The organism is Billgrantia hypersalina (genome assembly GCF_052584175.1).
On sequence record NZ_JBMIQI010000012.1, the window covers coordinates 397,569 to 414,783 of the forward strand.

16 protein-coding genes are annotated in these 17,215 nt (G+C 65.3%); 7 read left to right on the forward strand and 9 right to left on the reverse strand.

All coding sequences use genetic code 11. The features are described from left to right. Positions 1-2: 2 nt before the first annotated feature. Together ACOJCM_RS12735 and ACOJCM_RS12740 are read right to left on the reverse strand one after the other, a co-directional pair. A complete protein-coding gene (locus ACOJCM_RS12735; RefSeq protein ID WP_445212420.1) occupies positions 3-818 on the reverse strand; it encodes a M90 family metallopeptidase in 816 nt (271 codons plus the stop codon). A gap of 4 nt (positions 819-822) precedes the next feature. Next, positions 823-2,391, reverse strand: coding sequence for a GNAT family N-acetyltransferase (locus tag ACOJCM_RS12740; protein ID WP_445212421.1), 1,569 nt, complete (start codon positions 2,389-2,391; stop codon positions 823-825). Between the two features lie 205 nt (positions 2,392-2,596). On the opposite strand from ACOJCM_RS12740, the gene ACOJCM_RS12745 reads away from it, so the two are divergent. The 5 genes from ACOJCM_RS12745 (at position 2,597) to ACOJCM_RS12765 (ending at position 8,190) form a co-directional block, all read left to right on the forward strand. Continuing rightward, the gene (locus ACOJCM_RS12745; RefSeq protein WP_445212422.1) at positions 2,597-3,829 is read left to right on the forward strand and encodes an ABC transporter ATP-binding protein; all 1,233 of its coding nucleotides are present in this window, start codon (positions 2,597-2,599) and stop codon (positions 3,827-3,829) included. Positions 3,830-3,873: 44 nt separating this feature from the next. Then, on the forward strand, positions 3,874-5,178 hold the full coding sequence (locus ACOJCM_RS12750; RefSeq protein WP_445212423.1) for an ABC transporter substrate-binding protein: 1,305 nt from the start codon (positions 3,874-3,876) through the stop codon (positions 5,176-5,178). A 390-nt stretch (positions 5,179-5,568) separates the two neighbouring features. Then, positions 5,569-6,429 (forward strand): carbohydrate ABC transporter permease, encoded by an 861-nt coding sequence (locus tag ACOJCM_RS12755; protein WP_445212468.1) that lies wholly within the window; start codon positions 5,569-5,571, stop codon positions 6,427-6,429. A 28-nt stretch (positions 6,430-6,457) separates the two neighbouring features. Beyond that, positions 6,458-7,300, forward strand: a complete 843-nt coding sequence (locus ACOJCM_RS12760) for a carbohydrate ABC transporter permease (protein WP_445212424.1) — start codon at positions 6,458-6,460, stop codon at positions 7,298-7,300. Between the two features lie 122 nt (positions 7,301-7,422). Continuing rightward, on the forward strand, positions 7,423-8,190 hold the full coding sequence (locus ACOJCM_RS12765) for a MauE/DoxX family redox-associated membrane protein (RefSeq protein ID WP_445212425.1): 768 nt from the start codon (positions 7,423-7,425) through the stop codon (positions 8,188-8,190). A gap of 50 nt (positions 8,191-8,240) precedes the next feature. Here ACOJCM_RS12765 and ACOJCM_RS12770 read toward each other — a convergent pair whose 3' ends face one another. Together ACOJCM_RS12770 and ACOJCM_RS12775 are read right to left on the reverse strand one after the other, a co-directional pair. After that, positions 8,241-8,807: a gamma-glutamylcyclotransferase gene (locus tag ACOJCM_RS12770; protein ID WP_445212426.1), complete on the reverse strand. Its 567-nt coding sequence runs from the start codon at positions 8,805-8,807 to the stop codon at positions 8,241-8,243. Further along, on the reverse strand, positions 8,804-9,703 hold the full coding sequence (locus tag ACOJCM_RS12775) for a DMT family transporter (RefSeq protein ID WP_445212469.1): 900 nt from the start codon (positions 9,701-9,703) through the stop codon (positions 8,804-8,806). Before ACOJCM_RS12775 ends, ACOJCM_RS12770 begins: the two co-directional genes overlap by 4 nt. A gap of 193 nt (positions 9,704-9,896) precedes the next feature. Between ACOJCM_RS12775 and ACOJCM_RS12780 the strand changes: the two genes are divergently transcribed. Continuing rightward, a complete protein-coding gene (locus ACOJCM_RS12780) occupies positions 9,897-10,325 on the forward strand; it encodes a hypothetical protein (RefSeq protein ID WP_445212427.1) in 429 nt (142 codons plus the stop codon). A gap of 47 nt (positions 10,326-10,372) precedes the next feature. On the opposite strand, the gene ACOJCM_RS12785 is transcribed toward ACOJCM_RS12780, so the two are convergent. Continuing rightward, entirely contained in the window at positions 10,373-10,624 is a 252-nt protein-coding gene (locus tag ACOJCM_RS12785; RefSeq protein WP_445212428.1) for a hypothetical protein, read from the reverse strand. Between the two features lie 301 nt (positions 10,625-10,925). On the opposite strand from ACOJCM_RS12785, the gene ACOJCM_RS12790 reads away from it, so the two are divergent. After that, positions 10,926-12,542, forward strand: a complete 1,617-nt coding sequence (locus ACOJCM_RS12790) for a BCCT family transporter (protein ID WP_445212429.1) — start codon at positions 10,926-10,928, stop codon at positions 12,540-12,542. An 89-nt stretch (positions 12,543-12,631) separates the two neighbouring features. Here ACOJCM_RS12790 and ACOJCM_RS12795 read toward each other — a convergent pair whose 3' ends face one another. From ACOJCM_RS12795 to glcD, 4 genes are all read right to left on the reverse strand, one after another. After that, complete coding sequence (locus ACOJCM_RS12795; RefSeq protein WP_445212430.1) at positions 12,632-13,033, reverse strand: GlcG/HbpS family heme-binding protein; 402 nt, start codon at positions 13,031-13,033, stop codon at positions 12,632-12,634. A gap of 201 nt (positions 13,034-13,234) precedes the next feature. After that, on the reverse strand, positions 13,235-14,479 hold the full coding sequence (gene glcF / locus ACOJCM_RS12800; RefSeq protein ID WP_445212431.1) for a glycolate oxidase subunit GlcF: 1,245 nt from the start codon (positions 14,477-14,479) through the stop codon (positions 13,235-13,237). Between the two features lie 18 nt (positions 14,480-14,497). After that, positions 14,498-15,604, reverse strand: coding sequence for a glycolate oxidase subunit GlcE (gene glcE, locus ACOJCM_RS12805; RefSeq protein ID WP_445212432.1), 1,107 nt, complete (start codon positions 15,602-15,604; stop codon positions 14,498-14,500). A 10-nt stretch (positions 15,605-15,614) separates the two neighbouring features. Then, complete coding sequence (glcD, locus tag ACOJCM_RS12810; RefSeq protein WP_445212433.1) at positions 15,615-17,111, reverse strand: glycolate oxidase subunit GlcD; 1,497 nt, start codon at positions 17,109-17,111, stop codon at positions 15,615-15,617. Positions 17,112-17,215: the final 104 nt, after the last annotated feature.

The window sequence follows — 17,215 nt, forward strand, 5'->3', positions numbered from 1 at the left end:
ACTCAGGCGTGCGTGGTGGCGTCAGCTTCGGGCAGGCGGCGTAGCGGGTCCTGGCGGAAGTAGCGGACGAGCAGCGCGTAGAGTTCGGGATAGGCGCCGGCGAGCACATCGGGGGCGCTGAAGAAGGTCTCGCAGCATACGGCGAAGCACTCGCCGGGGTGGGTGGCGGCGTAATCGTCGATGGGCGGTTCCTCGCCGCGTGCGAGGTACCCCTGCAGGTCATCCCACACGGCGGTGAAGACGCGGTGCCACTCCCTGGGGTCCATGTCCCGCGGCAGCGGCGGGAAACCGTCGACGTCGAGCGAGTTGCCCATGTCGAGCTTGTGCGCGAGCTCGTGGATCACCACGTTGAAGCCGCTGAAGTCGCCGCTCTCCATCAGGTCGGGAAAGGCCACCACCACGGGGCCCTGATGCGAGGTCTCTCCTGCCCGCTCGTCCTCGTAGGCGTGCATCACGCCGAATTCATCCATCTCCTCGACCTGGCGATGAAAGGCGTCGGGCAGGATCAGGATCTCGTGGAAGCCGCTGAACGCCTCGTCGTGTTCGTCGTCCGACCAGCCCAGCGTCAGCAGGCAGGCCTGGGCGGCCAGGGCCAGCTGGGCGGCCTCGTCGAAGGGGGTACGGGTAAGGTCGGGATGCAGGCTCAGGCGCTTGGCGTGCAGAAAGCGCCACGCGCGTCGCCCGAGGCGTCCGGCCTCGTCGTCATCGAGAAAGGCCAGCAGCGGCAGACGCACGCGCGCCTCGTCCCAGGCCGCCTTGGGAAAGGGGTGGCGAGCCTCGAAGCGTTCGGCCCGCCAGCGCTGCAAGCGGCGAAACACGGCCTCAGCTCTCCTCCTGCCGGGCGCCGGACTTCCATGACCAGTCGCGCCAGCGCAGGTCGAAGAGATCCTTGCGCCGATCCTTCAGGTTGGTCACCGAGCCTTCGGCGCGCACCACGGTGAGCCGGGTGAGATCGAGATCGGAGAAGATCACCATCTCGGTGTTGGGTGTGGTCTCGGCAAGCACGGCGTCATGAGGGAAGGGAAAGTCCGAGGGCGAGAACACCGCCGACTGGGCATACTGGATGTCCAGGTTGCGGATCGACGGCACGTTACCCACGCTGCCGCACAGGACCACGTAGCACTCGTTCTCGATGGCCCGCGCCTGGGCACAGTGGCGTACCCGCAGGTAACCGTTCTTGGTGTCGGTCCAGAACGGCACGAAGAGGATGTCCATGTCCTGGTCGGCCAGGAGCCGGCCCAGTTCGGGGAATTCCACGTCGTAGCAGATCAGGATGCCGATGCGTCCGGCGTCGGTGTCGAATACGCGCAGCTCGTCGCCGCCTTCTATCACCCACTCGCGGCGCTCCTGGGGCGTGATGTGGAGCTTCGACTGCTTTTCGACATCGCCGTCGCGATGACACAGGTAGCTGACGTTGTAGAGCCGATCTTCCTCGCCTACCTCGATCATCGAGCCGGCGATGATGTTGATGTTGTAGGAGACCGCCATGCGCGACAGCTCGTTCTTGAACTGCTCGGTGAAGCCGGCCAGGTAGCGGATGGCGGCGAGCTGGTCCTGCTGGGTGGCGCGATCCTGCAAGCCCATCAACGGGGCGTTGAACAGCTCCGGAAAGACGGCGAAGTCGCTCTGGTAGCTGGAAATGGCATCGACGAAGTACTCCACCTGCTGCAGCACCGATTCCATGGAGGCGCATTCGCGCATCTGCCACTGCACGGCGCCGACCCGCACCTGGGTGGGACGGTTCTCCAGCACCCGCTCGGCGGGTTCGAAGAGGATGTTGTTCCACTCCAGCAGGGTGGCGTAGCCCTGGGACTTTTCGTCCTCCGGCAGGTACTTGCGCAGCAGTCGCTTGACCTGGAAGTCGTTGGCCAACTGGAAGGAGAGGATCGGGTCGTGGATCTCCTTGCGCGCCACGCGCTCGATGTACTCGGCGGGGCTGAGGTCGGGGTGCTCGTGGTAGTTGGGGATACGCCCGCCGGCGAGTATCGCGCGCAGATTCATCGAGCGGCACAGCTCCTTGCGCGCCTCGTAGAGGCGCCGACCGAGGCGATAGCCGCGATAGTCGGGGTGGATCAGCACATCCAGCCCGTACATGGCGTCACCCTCGGGGTCGTTGAGGATGATATCGCGATGGCCCACCAGGTCGTCGTATTTGTGCGGGTTGGAGAACTCGTCGTAGTCGACCCGCACGGTCAGGGCGACACCGACGAGCTTGCCGTCGTCCTCGATGACGATCTGGCCGTCGGGAAACTCCTGGATCAGCCTGTCAATGGAGTGCTGCGGCCAGGCGCCACCGATGTCGTCGTAGACGGCATCCATCAGCTTCTTGAGCTGAGGGTAATCGTCCTGCGTCAGGTTGCGCAGGTTGAGGTGCAGGTCGTCAAGGGACATTGCGCTCGGTTCCTGATCAGGGTGAAGCCGCATTCTAGCATGCCGATATGCGGGCCCGACTGTTACCGCTCGGTCGCCTTTCCGTCATCGCTTCGTCATCGAAACGCATCAGGATGGCCGCACACCGAAGGATTTGCGGCTACGCTGAGTTTCGGGAGAGTCGATGACAGCCATGCCACGCCTTTATCGGCAATGCGGACGCAGCATGAACCTGAATAACAACAACCGGACCCTGAAACCGCTCAGTCAGCCATCCGGCCCGCAAGCAGGTGCGAAGGACAGCCAGCGCATCCGGCTCGAGGCCGTGAGCAAGCGCTGGGGCGATACCGCCGCCGTCGACGGCATCGGCTTCGACGTGGCGCCGGGCGAGTTCGTCATCCTGCTCGGCCCCTCGGGCTGCGGCAAGTCGACCACGCTGCGCATGATCGCCGGCCTCGAGCAGGCCAGCGCAGGAAGCATCCATATCGGTGAGCGCGACGTCACTCACCTGCCGCCGGGGGACCGCGGCATCAGCATGGTATTCCAGTCCTATGCGCTCTTCCCCCACCTGAGCGTGGCCGACAACATCGTCTTCGGCCTGCGCAGCCGCAAGGTCCCCAGGGCCGAACGACGCGAACGGCTGGCCCGTGTGGCCCAGCTGGTCGACCTCGAAGCCTACCTGGAGCGCAAGCCGGCCCAGCTCTCCGGCGGCCAGCGCCAGCGGGTGGCCCTGGCACGGGCGATCATCTCGGAACACCCCATCTGCCTGATGGACGAACCGCTCTCCAACCTCGACGCTCGCCTGCGCGGCGAGATGCGCCGAGAAATCAGGGCGCTACAGCAGCGCCTCGGCATGACGGTGATCTACGTCACGCATGACCAGGTCGAGGCCATGAGCATGGGCGACCGGGTGATCCTGATGCAGGAGGGGCGCATCGTGCAGGACGGCACGCCCGGAGAACTCTACGACAGGCCGGCGACGGCCTTCGCCGCCGGCTTCATCGGCAGCCCGGCGATGAACCTGGTGACGCTTGCCGCCGCCGCCGACGGCGCGGTGATCGACGGCGAGCCGCACTGCAGCGTGGCGCCTCACGAGGCCAAGGGCCATTGGTTCGGCGTGCGTCCCGAGAATATTAGCCTGCTGCCGGCCGACGCCGCCGGCGTGCCCGCCGAGGTGATCGATGCCGAGTTCCTCGGTGCCGACAGCATCGTGCGCCTGCAGGTCGGCAGCCAGCAGCTGCGTGCCCGCCTCGACGGCAAGCCGAACGTCGCCGCCGGTTCGGCCTGCCGGCTGCAGTGGCGGCGCGAGGCGGCTCACTTCTTTGCCGCCGACGATGGCCGGCGCCTGGCGATCGCCGGGCATGACCTGGCCGCGCCGCCGGGGCGTCGACGCTTCGAGCCGAACTTGCCGAACTCGCCGGGTTCGGCGGCTTCCGCAGGACAAGACCGCGAGGCCTAGGCCTCGTCCAACCACGTAGGGAATGACTCTCCAGGAGTGAACCGATGAATGCACGCTTCTCTCTCATCAAGGGCAACCGAATGGGAACCGTCGCCCTGGCCGGCCTGCTGACGGCTGGCTCGCTTGGTGCCCAGGCCGAAACCGAGTTGACCATGTACTACCCGGTCGCCGTGGGCGGTGCCCTGACCGACGTGATCGACGGCCTGGTAGCCGAATTCGAGAACGAACACCCCGATATCGCGGTGGAGGCCATCTACGCCGGCAACTACGACGACACCCGCGTGCGGGCCATGTCGGCCATCGAGGCCGGCGAGGCACCCCAGCTCTCGGTGCTTTTCTCCATCGACCTGTTCGATCTGCTGGAGCAGGACGCCATCGTGGCCTTCGACGAGGTGGTCGAGAGCGACGAGGAGCGTGAATGGCTCGACAACTTCTACCCGGGGCTGATGGAGAACGGCCAGATCGACGGCCAGACCTTCGGCATCCCCTTCCAGCGCTCGACCATCGTGCTCTACTGGAACAAGGAGGCCTTCGAAGCCGCCGGGCTCGACCCCGAGACGCCACCCGAAACCTGGGAGGAGATGGCCGAGATGGCCGCCGCCGTGCGTGAGGCCAGCAATGGCGAGCAGTGGGGCGTGATGGTGCCTTCTACCGGCTATCCCTACTGGATGTTCCAGGCCTTCGCCTTCCAGAACGGTCACCGGCTGATGAACGAGGAGGGCACCGAGGTCTATTTCGACGACCCGGCCGCCATCGAGGCCCTGGAATACTGGGTGGCGTTGGCACAAGAGCATGACGCCATGCCGGATGGCGCCATCGAGTGGGGCACCCTGCGCCAGAACTTTCTCGAGCAGTCCACCGCCATGATGTGGCACAGCACCGGCAACCTCACCGCGGTGCGCAACGAGGCTTCGTTCGACTTCGGCGTGGCGATGCTGCCGATGAAGGAGCAGCGCGGCAGCCCCACCGGTGGCGGCAACTTCTACCTGTTCAAGGACACCACCGACGAGGAGCGACACGCCGCACTCACCTTCATTCGCTGGATGACCGACCCGGAACGCGCCGCGGCCTGGTCGATCGAGACCGGCTACATGGGGGTGAGCCCGGCTGCTTACGAGACCGAGGCGCTGCGCAACTACGTCGAGGAGTTTCCGCCCGCGGCGGTGGCTCGCGACCAGCTCGAGCATGCCACGGCGGAGCTGGCCACCTACCAGGGTGGGCGTGTGCGCCGGGCGCTGGATAACGCCGTGCAGGCGGCGCTGACGGGCGAGATGAGCCCCGAGGAGGCGCTGAAGCAAGCCCAGGCGGAAGCTGACGCGGCGCTGCGCCGCTATGCACGCTCCCGCTAAGGAAACACTGACAAATGGCTGCGCGAGCGAATCGCTGCGTTGCGCGGTGCTCGGAATCCTCACCTATACCCCATAGGCTCCGGTTGACTCGCAGCCTTCGGCTTCTCGCCCCTTCGGGGCCAGCCTACGGCTGTTTGTCGCTTCGCTCGGTTCTGTGCTCCGTGCGCCTTGCGCTTCATCTCGCTCGCCTATTTGTGCAGCGCTTCCTGGCGTGGGCACATAACGAGAGGCAAAGAAGCGCCGGGGGCAAGGCCGAAGAGGAGGTCATTCGACAGGGATGTCGAATGTAGCGTCCAGGGAAGGATTCACAGCGCCTCCTCGTAGGTCTTGCCGCCGGTACCGCCATGGCGCAGGAGGCCAATTCGAGTGATCCAAAATGCCGACCGACGCATGCAGATCTACGGCGCGCTGTTGCTGCTGCCGGCGGCGGTGCTGCTCGGCACCTTCGCCTACCTGCCTACCGTGGCGACGCTGATCAACAGCTTCTTCCTGCCCGGCTTTCGCGGCGCGCCGCCGGAGTTCGTCGGGCTGGAGAACTACGCCATGCTGGTGGAGGACCGCACCTTCTGGCGGGTGGCGCGCAACAACCTGATCTACGCCCTGGGCACCATTCCCACCTCCATCGCCCTGGCGCTGGGCATGGCGCTGTTCGTCAACGCGCGCCTGCCGGGGCGCGGCTTCGTGCGCATGGCTTACTTCACGCCGACCATCCTGCCGATGATCGCCGCGGCCAACGTCTGGATGTTCTTCTACGCCCCGCAGATCGGCCTGTTCAACAAGCTGCTCGGAGCGCTGGGTGTCTCGGGCGTCAACTGGCTGGGCGACCCCAGCGTGGCGCTCGGTTCGGTGATCCTGATGACCGTTTGGAAGGAGGCCGGCTTCTTCATGATCTTCTACCTGGCGGCGCTGCAGAGCATCCCGCCGGAGCTGAAGGAAGCCTCGGACCTGGAGGGCACCAGCCGCTGGAGCTTCTTCTGGCGGGTCACCTTTCCGCTGCTGATGCCGACCACGTTGTTCGTACTGATCAATGCGCTGATCAACGCCGTGCGGGTGGTCGACCACCTGTTCATCCTGACCAAAGGCGGGCCCAACAATGCCACCAACCTGCTGCTCTACTACGTCTACGAGAACGCCTTCTCGTTCTTCGACCGCACCTACGCGGCCACCATCACGGTGGTGATCCTGATGGTGCTGGCGGTGGTGGCCACGCTCAAGTTCACCGTGCTCGATCGCCGGACGCACTATCAATGAGCGCTTCATCACGACCGGAGGCGAGACCATGAACCAGGCCAGTCTCACTGCCGCCAGGCGGTTCACGAGCCGGGTGCCGGGCCTCGAGACCACGGCTGCCTGGCTGTTGGCCATCGTCTGGATCTTTCCACTGCTCTACGCGATCTGGGCCGCCTTCCATCCGCCGGCCTACATGGTGCGCTTCGACCTGTTCGCCCCGCTCACGCTGGACAACTTCGCCAACGCCTGGGCCCAGGCGCCGTTCGCGCGCTACTACCTCAATACCTTTCTGCTGGTGACCGGGGTGGTGCTCGCTCAGTTCGTGGTCTGCACCCTGGCCGGTTTCGCCTTTGCCCGCTTTCCCGTCCCCGGCCGCGACGTGCTGTTCATGCTGGTGCTGATTCAGCTGTTCGTCTTTCCCGAGGTGTTGATCGTCGAGAACTACCGCATCGCCAGCGGCCTGGGGCTGGTCGACACCATCACCGGGGTGGGGCTGCCCTACGTGGCCAGTGCCTTCGGCATCTTCCTGCTGCGCCAGACCTTCAAGACCATTCCCCGCGAGCTGGAGGAGGCCGCGCGAGTGGAAGGCTGCGGCTGGATGGCGATCCTGCTCAAGGTCTACGTTCCCTTGGCCAAGCCCACCTACCTGGCCTACGGCCTGGTCTCGATCAGCCACCACTGGAACAATTTCCTGTGGCCGCTGGTGGTGACCAACTCGGTGGAGAGCCGCCCGCTCACCGTGGGGCTGGGCATCTTCTCGGCGCCGGAAACCGGGGTCAACTGGGCCACCGTCAGCGCCGCGACGCTGCTCAGCATCGCCCCGCTGCTTGTCGCCTTCCTGTTGTTCCAGCGCCAGTTCGTGCAGTCGTTCCTCAGGGCGGGGATTCGCTGAATCCTGCTTCGTTGCGCTTATCCTTCGTCGCCTGCTGCGGTACCAGGCCCCCTGATGGTCTTCACGCCGGGGGACTGACTTCTACACTTGTTGTGCAGACTTCATGGAAAGGAGGAAGACCCATGCCGCAGGCGCAAGCGGAGGAAAGGGGAAAAACAGCCCAGCTCTACCGCATGGTCATGAAAGAGCACATCTGTCCTTTCGGCCTGAAGAGCAAGGACCTGCTGGAGCGCAAGGGCTTCGAGGTGGAGGACCACCACCTGGCCACGCGGGAGGAGACGGAAGCGTTCAAGGAGAAGCACGACGTCGATACCACGCCCCAGACCTTTATCGACGGCCAGCGCATCGGCGGCTATGACGAGCTGCGCGAGTATTTCGGTAAGGACTCGCCGGACGAGGACGAGACCACGTACCGGCCTGTCATCGCCCTGTTTGCCACGGCGTTGCTGCTGGGGCTTGCGGTCAGCTGGACCGCAACAGGCTCGTTGCTGAGCCCCAGGATGCCGGAGTACTTCATCGCCATCGCCATGGCCCTGCTGGGGTTGCAGAAGCTCAAGGACGTGGAGAGCTTCAGCACCATGTTCCTCAACTACGATCTACTGGCCCAACGGCAGGTGCGCTATGGCTATGTGTACCCCTATGCCGAGACGCTGGCAGGCATCCTGATGCTGGCTGGGGCCCTGGTCTGGCTGGCCGCTCCGTTGGCGCTGTTCATCGGCACAGTGGGCGCCGTCTCGGTGTTCAAGGCGGTCTATGTCGACAGGCGCGAGCTCAAGTGTGCCTGCGTCGGCGGCGACAGTCAGGTGCCGCTGGGCTTCGTGTCGTTGACCGAGAACTTGATCATGATCGGCATGGGAATCTGGATGCCCTTGCGCATGTATCTTCTCTAGCGCAGCGCATGGCCCGAGGAGAGTAGCCGCTTGGCAGCGTCTGGCCGGGTTCAGGGCGAGTAACGCTCTACTCGCTCGGCCAGCTCGAACACATGCTCATCCACCGCACCGAGATCCTCCAGCGCGGTGGCGAGGTTCAGCAGATAATCGCGGTTGGCGCCGCTGGGGCCTTGGGCGTTGGCGATCTGGTGGGCCATCTCGTCGAGTGGGGCGTCGCCGAGAAAGGCGGCGTTCTTCTCGGTGGCTAGATAGATCAGGCCCTCGGTATGACTGCCGTCGTGGAAATGCAGCGTCACCCGTTCGCGCAGATAACCGTTCTTCTCGCGTATATCCAGCGGGCCCAGGGTGGCGGCATCGATACGGTAGGCCATGCCCTGGCAGTGTGCGCCGGGGGATTCGACCAGGGTGGCTACGCGCCCCGGGGCATCCGGCGTGCCGCGATGATCATGAGAGCCTTGCCAGAAGCGTCGCGCCCAGCCCTCGATGTGGGCGGGGCGGCGTTCGTGAAAGGGAAACTCCGCCTTCCAGATCAGCGAGCCGTAGCCGAACAGCCACAGTGTCTGGCTGGCGGCAAAGAAATTTCTCTCCCGATTGAGCGAAGTGGTATCGACTGTCATGTATTGCGTGTGGCTCTGCGGATGAGCGGTTGGGTCAGGGTCTGGGCCATGAGCACCCCGGCCAGCACCAACACGCCACCCACCAGATGGAACAGCGCAATGCGCTCGTCGAGGAAAGCCATGGCGATAAGTGCACTGAACAGCGGCATCAGGTTGATGAAAATGCTGGCCTGGCTGGCGCCGATCCGCCGGATGGCACGCATCCACAGGAAGGTGGTGACTATCGAGGCGGGGATACCGGCATACAGAATCAACCAGACATTCTCACCGTCGATCGGTGTCATCGGTCCCAGCAGGTAGGGCGGCAGCAGGAACAGCACGGCGAACACCACCTGGGCGTAGAGCAGCACCCAGGGCGGCAGGTCCAGGGGCCAGCGTTTGAGCATGACGCCATAGAGCGCATAGCAGGTCGCGGCGATGACCATCAGCAGGTCTCCGGGAGCGACCTGCAGCTCGAGCAGCGAGAGCGGGTCGCCGCGTCCCAGCAGAACCAGGACGCCGAACAGGGCGATCAGTCCGCCCAGGGTGCCACCCAGGCTCGGCGCCTCGCGCAGGATCAGTGCACTGAGCAGCACCGTGAGCAGCGGTACCATGGCGGCAAGAATACCCATGTTGGTAGCCGTGGTGGTTTCGGCGGCCACGTAGGCGAGCCCTTGCCACAGCCCCATGCCGAGCAGGCCCAGGGTGGCGAGCTTGGCCCAGTCACGGCGAATCGCATGCCGGTGACGCCAGGCGGCCGGTAGCAGGAAGGGGGTGAGAATCGCCAGGGCCAGCAACCAGCGCAGGAAAGCGATGCTGCTGGGCGCGATGGTGCCCACGGTGAGCTGGTTGATGGTCATGTTGCCCGACCAGATCAGCACGGCGCCCAGCGGGGGCAAAAAATAGAGCAGCGGCATGGCGGTGTCTCGAGCATGGAGCGGCCCCGCGATGGCGGGGCAGCGAAAGGCACCATGATATCGGGCTGTCACGGCGGTGCAAATCATGAGGAAGCTAACCGTGATCCGGCTCGCCGAAAGACTGGCATACGCGCAGATTGGGCTACCCTGATATTGGCGAATCTCAACACAACGCTAACACCGAGGTAACAATATGGAGCTACGACACTACGGATGGATGGCAATGTGTGCCGCAGTGGGGCTGGTTGGCTTCGCAGGTCATGTTCATGCCCAGGACGATGCCGACCCGTCGTTGGATGACGCCGTTGCCTACGCGGGGCGCTGGGCAACCGAGCCGGCACTGTGCGCCGAGGGAGGCGATGAGGTTCGTGCGATCACGCTGGGTCCGTCGCGCTTCGAGGGAAGCGACGCCTCCTGTGACATGGCGGTGGCGGAAGAGGGCGACAATGCCTGGAGCGCCGAACTCGACTGTCCGCCGGACGATATGGCCACGGACGAGAGCATACACTTCTCCCTTGAGGAGGAGAGCGACGAAGGCGAGGGTGAAGTCCTCACACTCACCTATCCCGAACGCGAGGATTACGAGGTCACCCTGATGCGCTGTCCCGGGCCGGGGGAGTGAGGAACCTATAGCAGGAACCGGGCGAGGGCGCCCTCGCCCGGTTCTCCTCAGACGCCGAGTATCTCCTTGGCTTCGTTCAGTGCCTCCTCGGACTGGTCGTGTTCGCCGTCGTTGTGGTACTGCTCACCCTGCTCTCGCAGGTCGCGTACCTGTGCGAGTTCGTCCTCGCTGAGTTGGGAAACCTTTTCGTCGTCTTCCAGCGCTTCGTCGATGTCCGACATCAGCGATGGGCACATGTGTGCCCACGCAGGGGCCATGAAGGCCATCAGTACCAATGCGGCAAAGAGCTTCTTGATCATGTGGGTTCCTCCCGTTGGGCGCAGCCCTGTCGACGCCGCCCTGGGCTGGCCGTAATGAGTGCCTGTGTCGACCTCGCCATCGCCCGTCGCGGCTGCAGGGCAACGGCGTGGCGCTGTCAGTATAGATGGCACCAGCGCTTCACACAGGCGAATAGCGTCCCACCAGGCCTGCCGCGGGGCGTCAGTGGAACGCATGGCCCGGCTCATCTAGGCTTGTGCTACGAACCTAACTCATTCTTTATATTAGGATAAAAGGAAGTGTCCCGATATGCATAGCCCGAGTGATCCAGATTCGAGATCCATGTCCAGCGACATGCAGACGGATTACACCGTCGGTCAGGACAACATCGAGGGGCGGCTGGGACCTATCGGTTTCGACATTCACAACCGGGTCTTCGTTGTATCTGCACTCGCTTCGGTGGTTTTCATCATCCTCACCCTGCTGTTCCCCGAGAAGGCGGGTGACATCTTCCAGTCCATCGTCGGTTTCGCCACCGGAACGCTGGACTGGTATTTCATGCTCGTGGTGGATTTCTTCATCCTGTTCTGTATCGCGCTCGTCATCCTGCCCTATGGGGCGGTAAGGCTGGGAGGACCCGATGCCCGGCCGGATTACGGTTACCTTTCCTGGTTTGCCATGCTGTTCGCCGCCGGTATCGGTATCGGGCTGCTGTTCTTCGGTGTGCTGGAGCCGGTCTATCATGCCAACGTCTCGCTGCCGTTGGGCATTGCGTCACCCTTCGGTGCCGATGGTGAGCTGAATCCGGAGGCCATTCCCGAGGCAACGGCGCTGGGGCTTGCCGGCACCTACCTCCACTGGGGCATTCACGGCTGGGCCGTCTATGTAGTCATGGCGTTGGCCCTGGCTATCTTCACCTACAACAAGGGGCTACCGTTCTCCATTCGTTCGGCGTTCTTCCCGATCCTGGGTGAGCGCGTGTGGGGCTGGTGGGGGCACGTCATCGATATCCTGGCGGTGTTTTCCACCCTGTTCGGTCTTGCCACGTCGCTCGGGCTCGGCGCCCAGCAGGCCAACGCCGGGATGAATTTCGTCTTCGGGCTGGAAGTCAGCACCGCGGCTCAGGTGGTCATCATCGTACTGGTGACGGCAGTGGCGCTGGTGTCGGTCTGGCGCGGGCTCGAAGGTGGCGTGAAGAAGCTCTCCGAGATCAACATGATCTTGGCCGTGCTGTTCTTCTTCTTCGTGCTCTTAGTGGGCCCGACCCTGGTGGCCCTGGGCGGTTTCTGGACGGGCCTTGTGGCCTATGCGAAGGAGTTCATCCCGCTGTCGGCCCCCTTCGGACGCGAAGACGATGCCTATCGCCAGGCCTGGACGATCTTCTACTGGGCCTGGTGGGTCAGCTGGGCACCGTTCGTCGGCATGTTCATCGCCCGGGTGTCGCGTGGGCGTACGGTGCGGGAATTCGTGACCTGCGTGCTGTTGATTCCCAGCCTCTTCATTTTCATCTGGATGGGCGTCTTTGGCGCCACCGCGCTGGACCAGCTCTACGCCGACCCCGGCAGCAGCCTGGTCAAGGAGTACGTGATCGACGGCTACAGCCCCGAGCTGTCGCTGTTCGGCATGTTGAATGAACTGCCCTTGACGGGACTGATGTCGACCCTCGGCATTGTGCTGGCCCTGATCTTCTTCGTCACCTCGTCGGATTCCGGCTCCCTGGTCATCGATACCATCACCGCCGGAGGCAAGATCGATGCGCCCAGGCCCCAGCGGATGTTCTGGGCCACAGTGGAGGGGCTGATCGCCATCGTGCTGCTGATTGGCGGCGGCCTGGCGGCGCTTCAGGCGGGGGTGACAGCGACGGCGATTCCGTTCTCCGTCGTGATGCTGGTGATGTGCTACACCATCATCAAGGCGTTGAACGGTGAGCTACGCCATCGTCGCCCCGGGAAGGGCTGAGCCTACGCCAGTCGGGGCACGAAGAACGAAAAAAGGCCGGCCGCGGCGGCTGTCTGGCAGCGTGCCGCGGCCGGCCTGTTCAAGTTTCGTCAGGCGATCGCAGCAATGCCCGCCTTGGCGACCTGCACGTCCTGGTCGGGCTTGACGCCGGAAACGCCGACGGTACCGGCCATCTGGCCGTCGACCAGCACCGGGACGCCGCCGGAAAGCAGGCCCTGCATCGGTGCGGAGAGAAAGGCGTTGCGCCCGCCGTTGATCATCTCCTCGAAGGCCTGGGTCTCCCGCGCACCGAGCGCCGAGCTGCGTGCCTTCTGGGTGGCGATGTCGGGCGTCATGGCCGGGGCGCCATCGAGGCGGCGCAGGCCGAGCAGGTGGCCGCCGTCGTCGGCGACGGCAATGGTCACTTTCCAGTCGTTGGCTTCGGCCTCCTTCTGGGCGGCATCGAGGATGGCGTTGACCTCGGTCAGGGTGAGTACGGGTTTGGTCTTCATGGGGCTCTCCTGTGGGAATCAAACAGTAGGCTATGCGGGGCGGATGGCGCCCTAGGGGTGAGTCGCGGGGCTGTGACGGCGACAGGTCTACGAGGAGGCGCTGTGAACCCATCCTTGGGCGCTACCGATGCCATCCCTGGCATGGGAACCTCCTCTTCGGCCTGTCCCCGCCGCCCCTTGCGCTGGCAACTATCGTAACGGCTAGCGGCTTACGAGCGGCAGAGCCTCATCGACGATCTCGATCCAATGCCTGACCGGTGTACGCCCCGCGCCGTTGAGATGCGTCTGGCAGCCGATATTGGCGGTGATGATCGTCTCGGGGTTGCCGGCTTCCAGGTTGTTGAGCTTGTTGTCGCGCAACTGCGTGGCGAGCTCCGGCTGGGTGATCGAGTAGGTCCCCGCCGAGCCGCAGCAGAGGTGGGCGTCGGCCACCGGGGTCAGGGTGAAGCCGAGCTTGACCAGCACGCCTTCCACCGCGCCGCCGAGCTTCTGCGCGTGTTGCAGCGTACAAGGGCAGTGGAAGGCCAGCCGCCGGCCCGCGTCGACCTGAAGGCCCGTCAGGTCCTCGTCGCGCAGCACCTCCACGAGATCCTTGGCCAGTTCGCTGACGCGCCTGGCCTTTTCGGCATAGGCCGGGTCGCCTTTGAGAATCTCGGCGTACTCCTTGACGAAGGCGCCGCAGCCGCTGGCGGTCTGCACGATGGCTTCGGCCCCGGCCTCGATATGCGGCCACCAGGCGTCGATGTTGGCGCGCGCACGGGCGCGGCCGTCATCCTGGGCGTTCAAGTGGAAGTCGATGGCGCCGCAGCAGCCGGCCTCGCTGACCGGCGTCAGGCCGATGCCCAGGCGGTCGAGCACTCGCGCCGTGGCGGCGTTGGTATTGGGCGAGAGGCCCGGTTGCACGCAGCCTTCCAGGACCAGCATCTGCCGCGCGTGGCGCTGGTGGTCGGGGCGTGTGCCGGCATCGACCGGCTTGGGCGGCATCTTGTCCTTGAGCTTGCCGGGCACCAGCGGGCGGAAGGTCTGGCCCAGCTTGAGCAGTGCCTGGAAGCGCTTGGGCTCCACCAGCGCCTTGCGGAGTGCGTAGCGCTGGGCCCGGTCGGCGGGGCTGCGCGGCACCCGGCGCTCGATTTCGGCGCGGCCGATGTCGAGCAGCTTGTGATACTCCACGCCGGATGGGCAGGTGGTCTCGCAGTTGCGACAGGTCAGGCAGCGGTCCAGGTGCAGGCGGGTCTGCTCGGTGACGTTCTCGCTGTCGTCGGGGTTCTCGAGCATCTGCTTCATCAGGTAGATGCGCCCGCGCGGCCCGTCGCGCTCGTCGCCCAGCAACTGGTAGGTGGGGCAGGTGGCGTTGCAGAAACCGCAATGCACGCAGCTGCGCAGGACGCGGTCGGCTTCCTGGATGTGCGGCTGCTTGAGGGCTTCTTCGGTAAAGTGCGTCTGCATGTCGAAAAATCCTGTCTGTCAGATCGCCGCGTAGAGCCGGTCGGGGTTGAAGAGCCCCTTGGGATCGAGCTGGGCCTTGAGGTTGCGGTGATACTTCATCACCACCTCGGGCAGCGGCGTAAAAGGCTCCACCTCGGCCGGGCGCGGGCCATAGCAAGTGGCATGGCCACCCGCGGCCCGGCAGGCCTGACGTACGGTCTGGGCATCGAGATCGGCACGCAGCCAGCGCTGGGCACCGGCCCAGTCATGCAGCATCTGGGCCTCGTCGACGCCCGGCAACTCGAGCGCCGGGGTGCGGTGGGGCAACGAAAGACGCCATAACGGTGCTTTGGCTTCGTGGGGCGAACCGGTACGAAAGAAGGCCAGGCGCTGGTCGCGCAGGGCGGGCCAGAAGTCGTTGTCGAGGTCGTCGCCGCCGATGCGTGCGCGTGTGGCGGCCACCGAACTCGGCCCTCCCTCCAGGCGCAGGTGCAGGGCGCCGTCGAGCCACGCCGCGGCGCTGATCGGCAGCGGTTCGCGGCCCCACTCGGCCAGGCGCAGGCGCGCCTCGTCGAGCGGCAGCTCCAGGCGCAGGCTATGGGTGGCGCCGGCGATCGGCAGCACCTTGAACGAGACCTCGGTAATCAGCCCCAGTGTGCCCTGGGCGCCCACCATCAGCCGCGACAGGTCGTAGCCGGCCACGTTCTTCATCACCTCGCCGCCGAAGCGCTGCTCGATGCCCTCGTGGTTGATCACTCGCGTGCCGAGCACGAAGTCGCGCACGCTGCCCGCCCAGGGGCGGCGCGGGCCGGAGAGGCCGGTGGCGACCATGCCGCCCACGGTGCTGGCCTCGCCGTAGCGTGGCGGTTCGAAGGGCAGCATCTGACCGTTCTCGGCCAGGGCGGCCTCGAGCTCGCCAATCGGCGTGCCGGTGCGCACCGAGACCACCAGCTCCACCGGGTCGTAGAAGGCGATGCCGCGGTGCTCGCGGGTGGAGAGCTCGCCGCCCTCTACCTCGCGACCATAGAAGAAGCGCGTATCACCGCCGACGATGCGCAGCGGGGTGCCGTCGACGCTGGCCTGGCGGATGCGCTCGGCCAGGGCCTCACCGGCATCTTGGTCGCGGGGTGTGGTTGCCGTTGTCATGGTCACTCCGTCAGCCTTGCAGTGCGCCGGCGGCGTCGTCGGCGGCCGCACTCTTGATGGTGCGGAATTCCGAACAGCGTGCCGGGGTGGGAATGTTCTTGCCCGGGTTGAGCAGGTCGCGGGGGTCGAAGGCGGCCTTGGCGGCACGGAAGGTGGCCAGCTCGTCGGGGCGGAACTGGGCGCACATTTGGTTGATCTTCTCGCGGCCGACACCGTGCTCGCCGGTGATGGTGCCGCCGACCCGGACGCACAGTTCGAGAATCTCGCCACCCAGCGCCTCGGCCACGGCCAGCTCCCCCTCGCGGTTGGCATCGAACAGGATCAACGGGTGCATGTTGCCGTCGCCGGCATGGAACACGTTGGCTACCTTCAATCCGTAGCGCTCGGAAAGCTCGCTGATGCCCTTGAGTACCCGCGCCAGCTCGCGCCGCGGGATGGTGCCGTCCATGCAGTAGTAGTCGGGCGACATGCGGCCCACCGCGGGGAAGGCGTTCTTGCGCCCGGCCCAGAACCGGGCACGCTCGGCGTCGTCGCGGGCCTGCTGGATGCCGGTGGCACCGGCCTTCTCCAGCACGCGTCGCACGGTCTCGCAATCGTCGTCGACGTCGGCCTCGACCCCATCGAGCTCGCACAGCAGGATGGCCTCGGCCTCCACCGGGTAACCGGCATGGACGAAGTCTTCGGCGGCGATGATGGCAAGCTTGTCCATCATCTCCAGGCCGCCGGGAATGATGCCGGCCTCGATGATGGCGCCTACTGCGTTGCCGGCTTTCTCCACGTCGTCGAAGCTGGCCATCAGCACCTTGGCCACTTCCGGCTTGGGCAACAGTTTGACGGTGATCTCGGTGACCACACCGAGCATGCCCTCTGAGCCGTTGAAGAGCGCCAGCAGGTCGAAGCCGGGGGCGTCCAGTGCATCGCTGCCCAGCGTCATGCGCTCGCCTTCGGCGGTCAGCACTTCCACCTTGACCACGTTATGCACAGTGAGGCCGTACTTCAGGCAGTGCACGCCACCGGCATTCTCGGCCACGTTGCCGCCGATCGAGCAGGCGATCTGCGACGAGGGGTCGGGTGCGTAGTAGAGTCCGTAGGGGGAGGCCGCCTCGGAGATGGCCAGGTTGCGCACGCCGGGCTCGACCCGGGCGATACGTGCCTCGGGGTCGATCTCGAGGATGCGTGCGAAGCGGGACATCACCAGCAATACGCCGTGGGTGAGCGGCAGCGCCCCGGCGGAGAGGCCGGTACCGGCACCGCGGGTCACCACCGGCACGCCGAGACGATGACACTCCGACAGCAGGCGCTGCACCTGGTCGAGGGAGTCGGGCAGCGCCACCAGCAGGGGCAGGGTGCGATAGACCGACAGGCCGTCGCACTCGAAGGGGCGCATGTCCTCCTCCCGGTGCAGCAGGGTCATGTCCGGAATGGCCTGGCGGAGGGTGTCGCGTATGGCCGCCCTGTCCAGCTGCGGGGTCGGACCGTCGAGTCTTTCGTCGTAGAGGATGTTCATGGGCGCCTCATAGCGAGTCTTGGCGGCAGGGTTATCCTTGTGCAGGGGCCCAATGTGCGCCGAGCCGACCGTTCTGTCCAGTCTGCGGTCTACTGGTATTACCA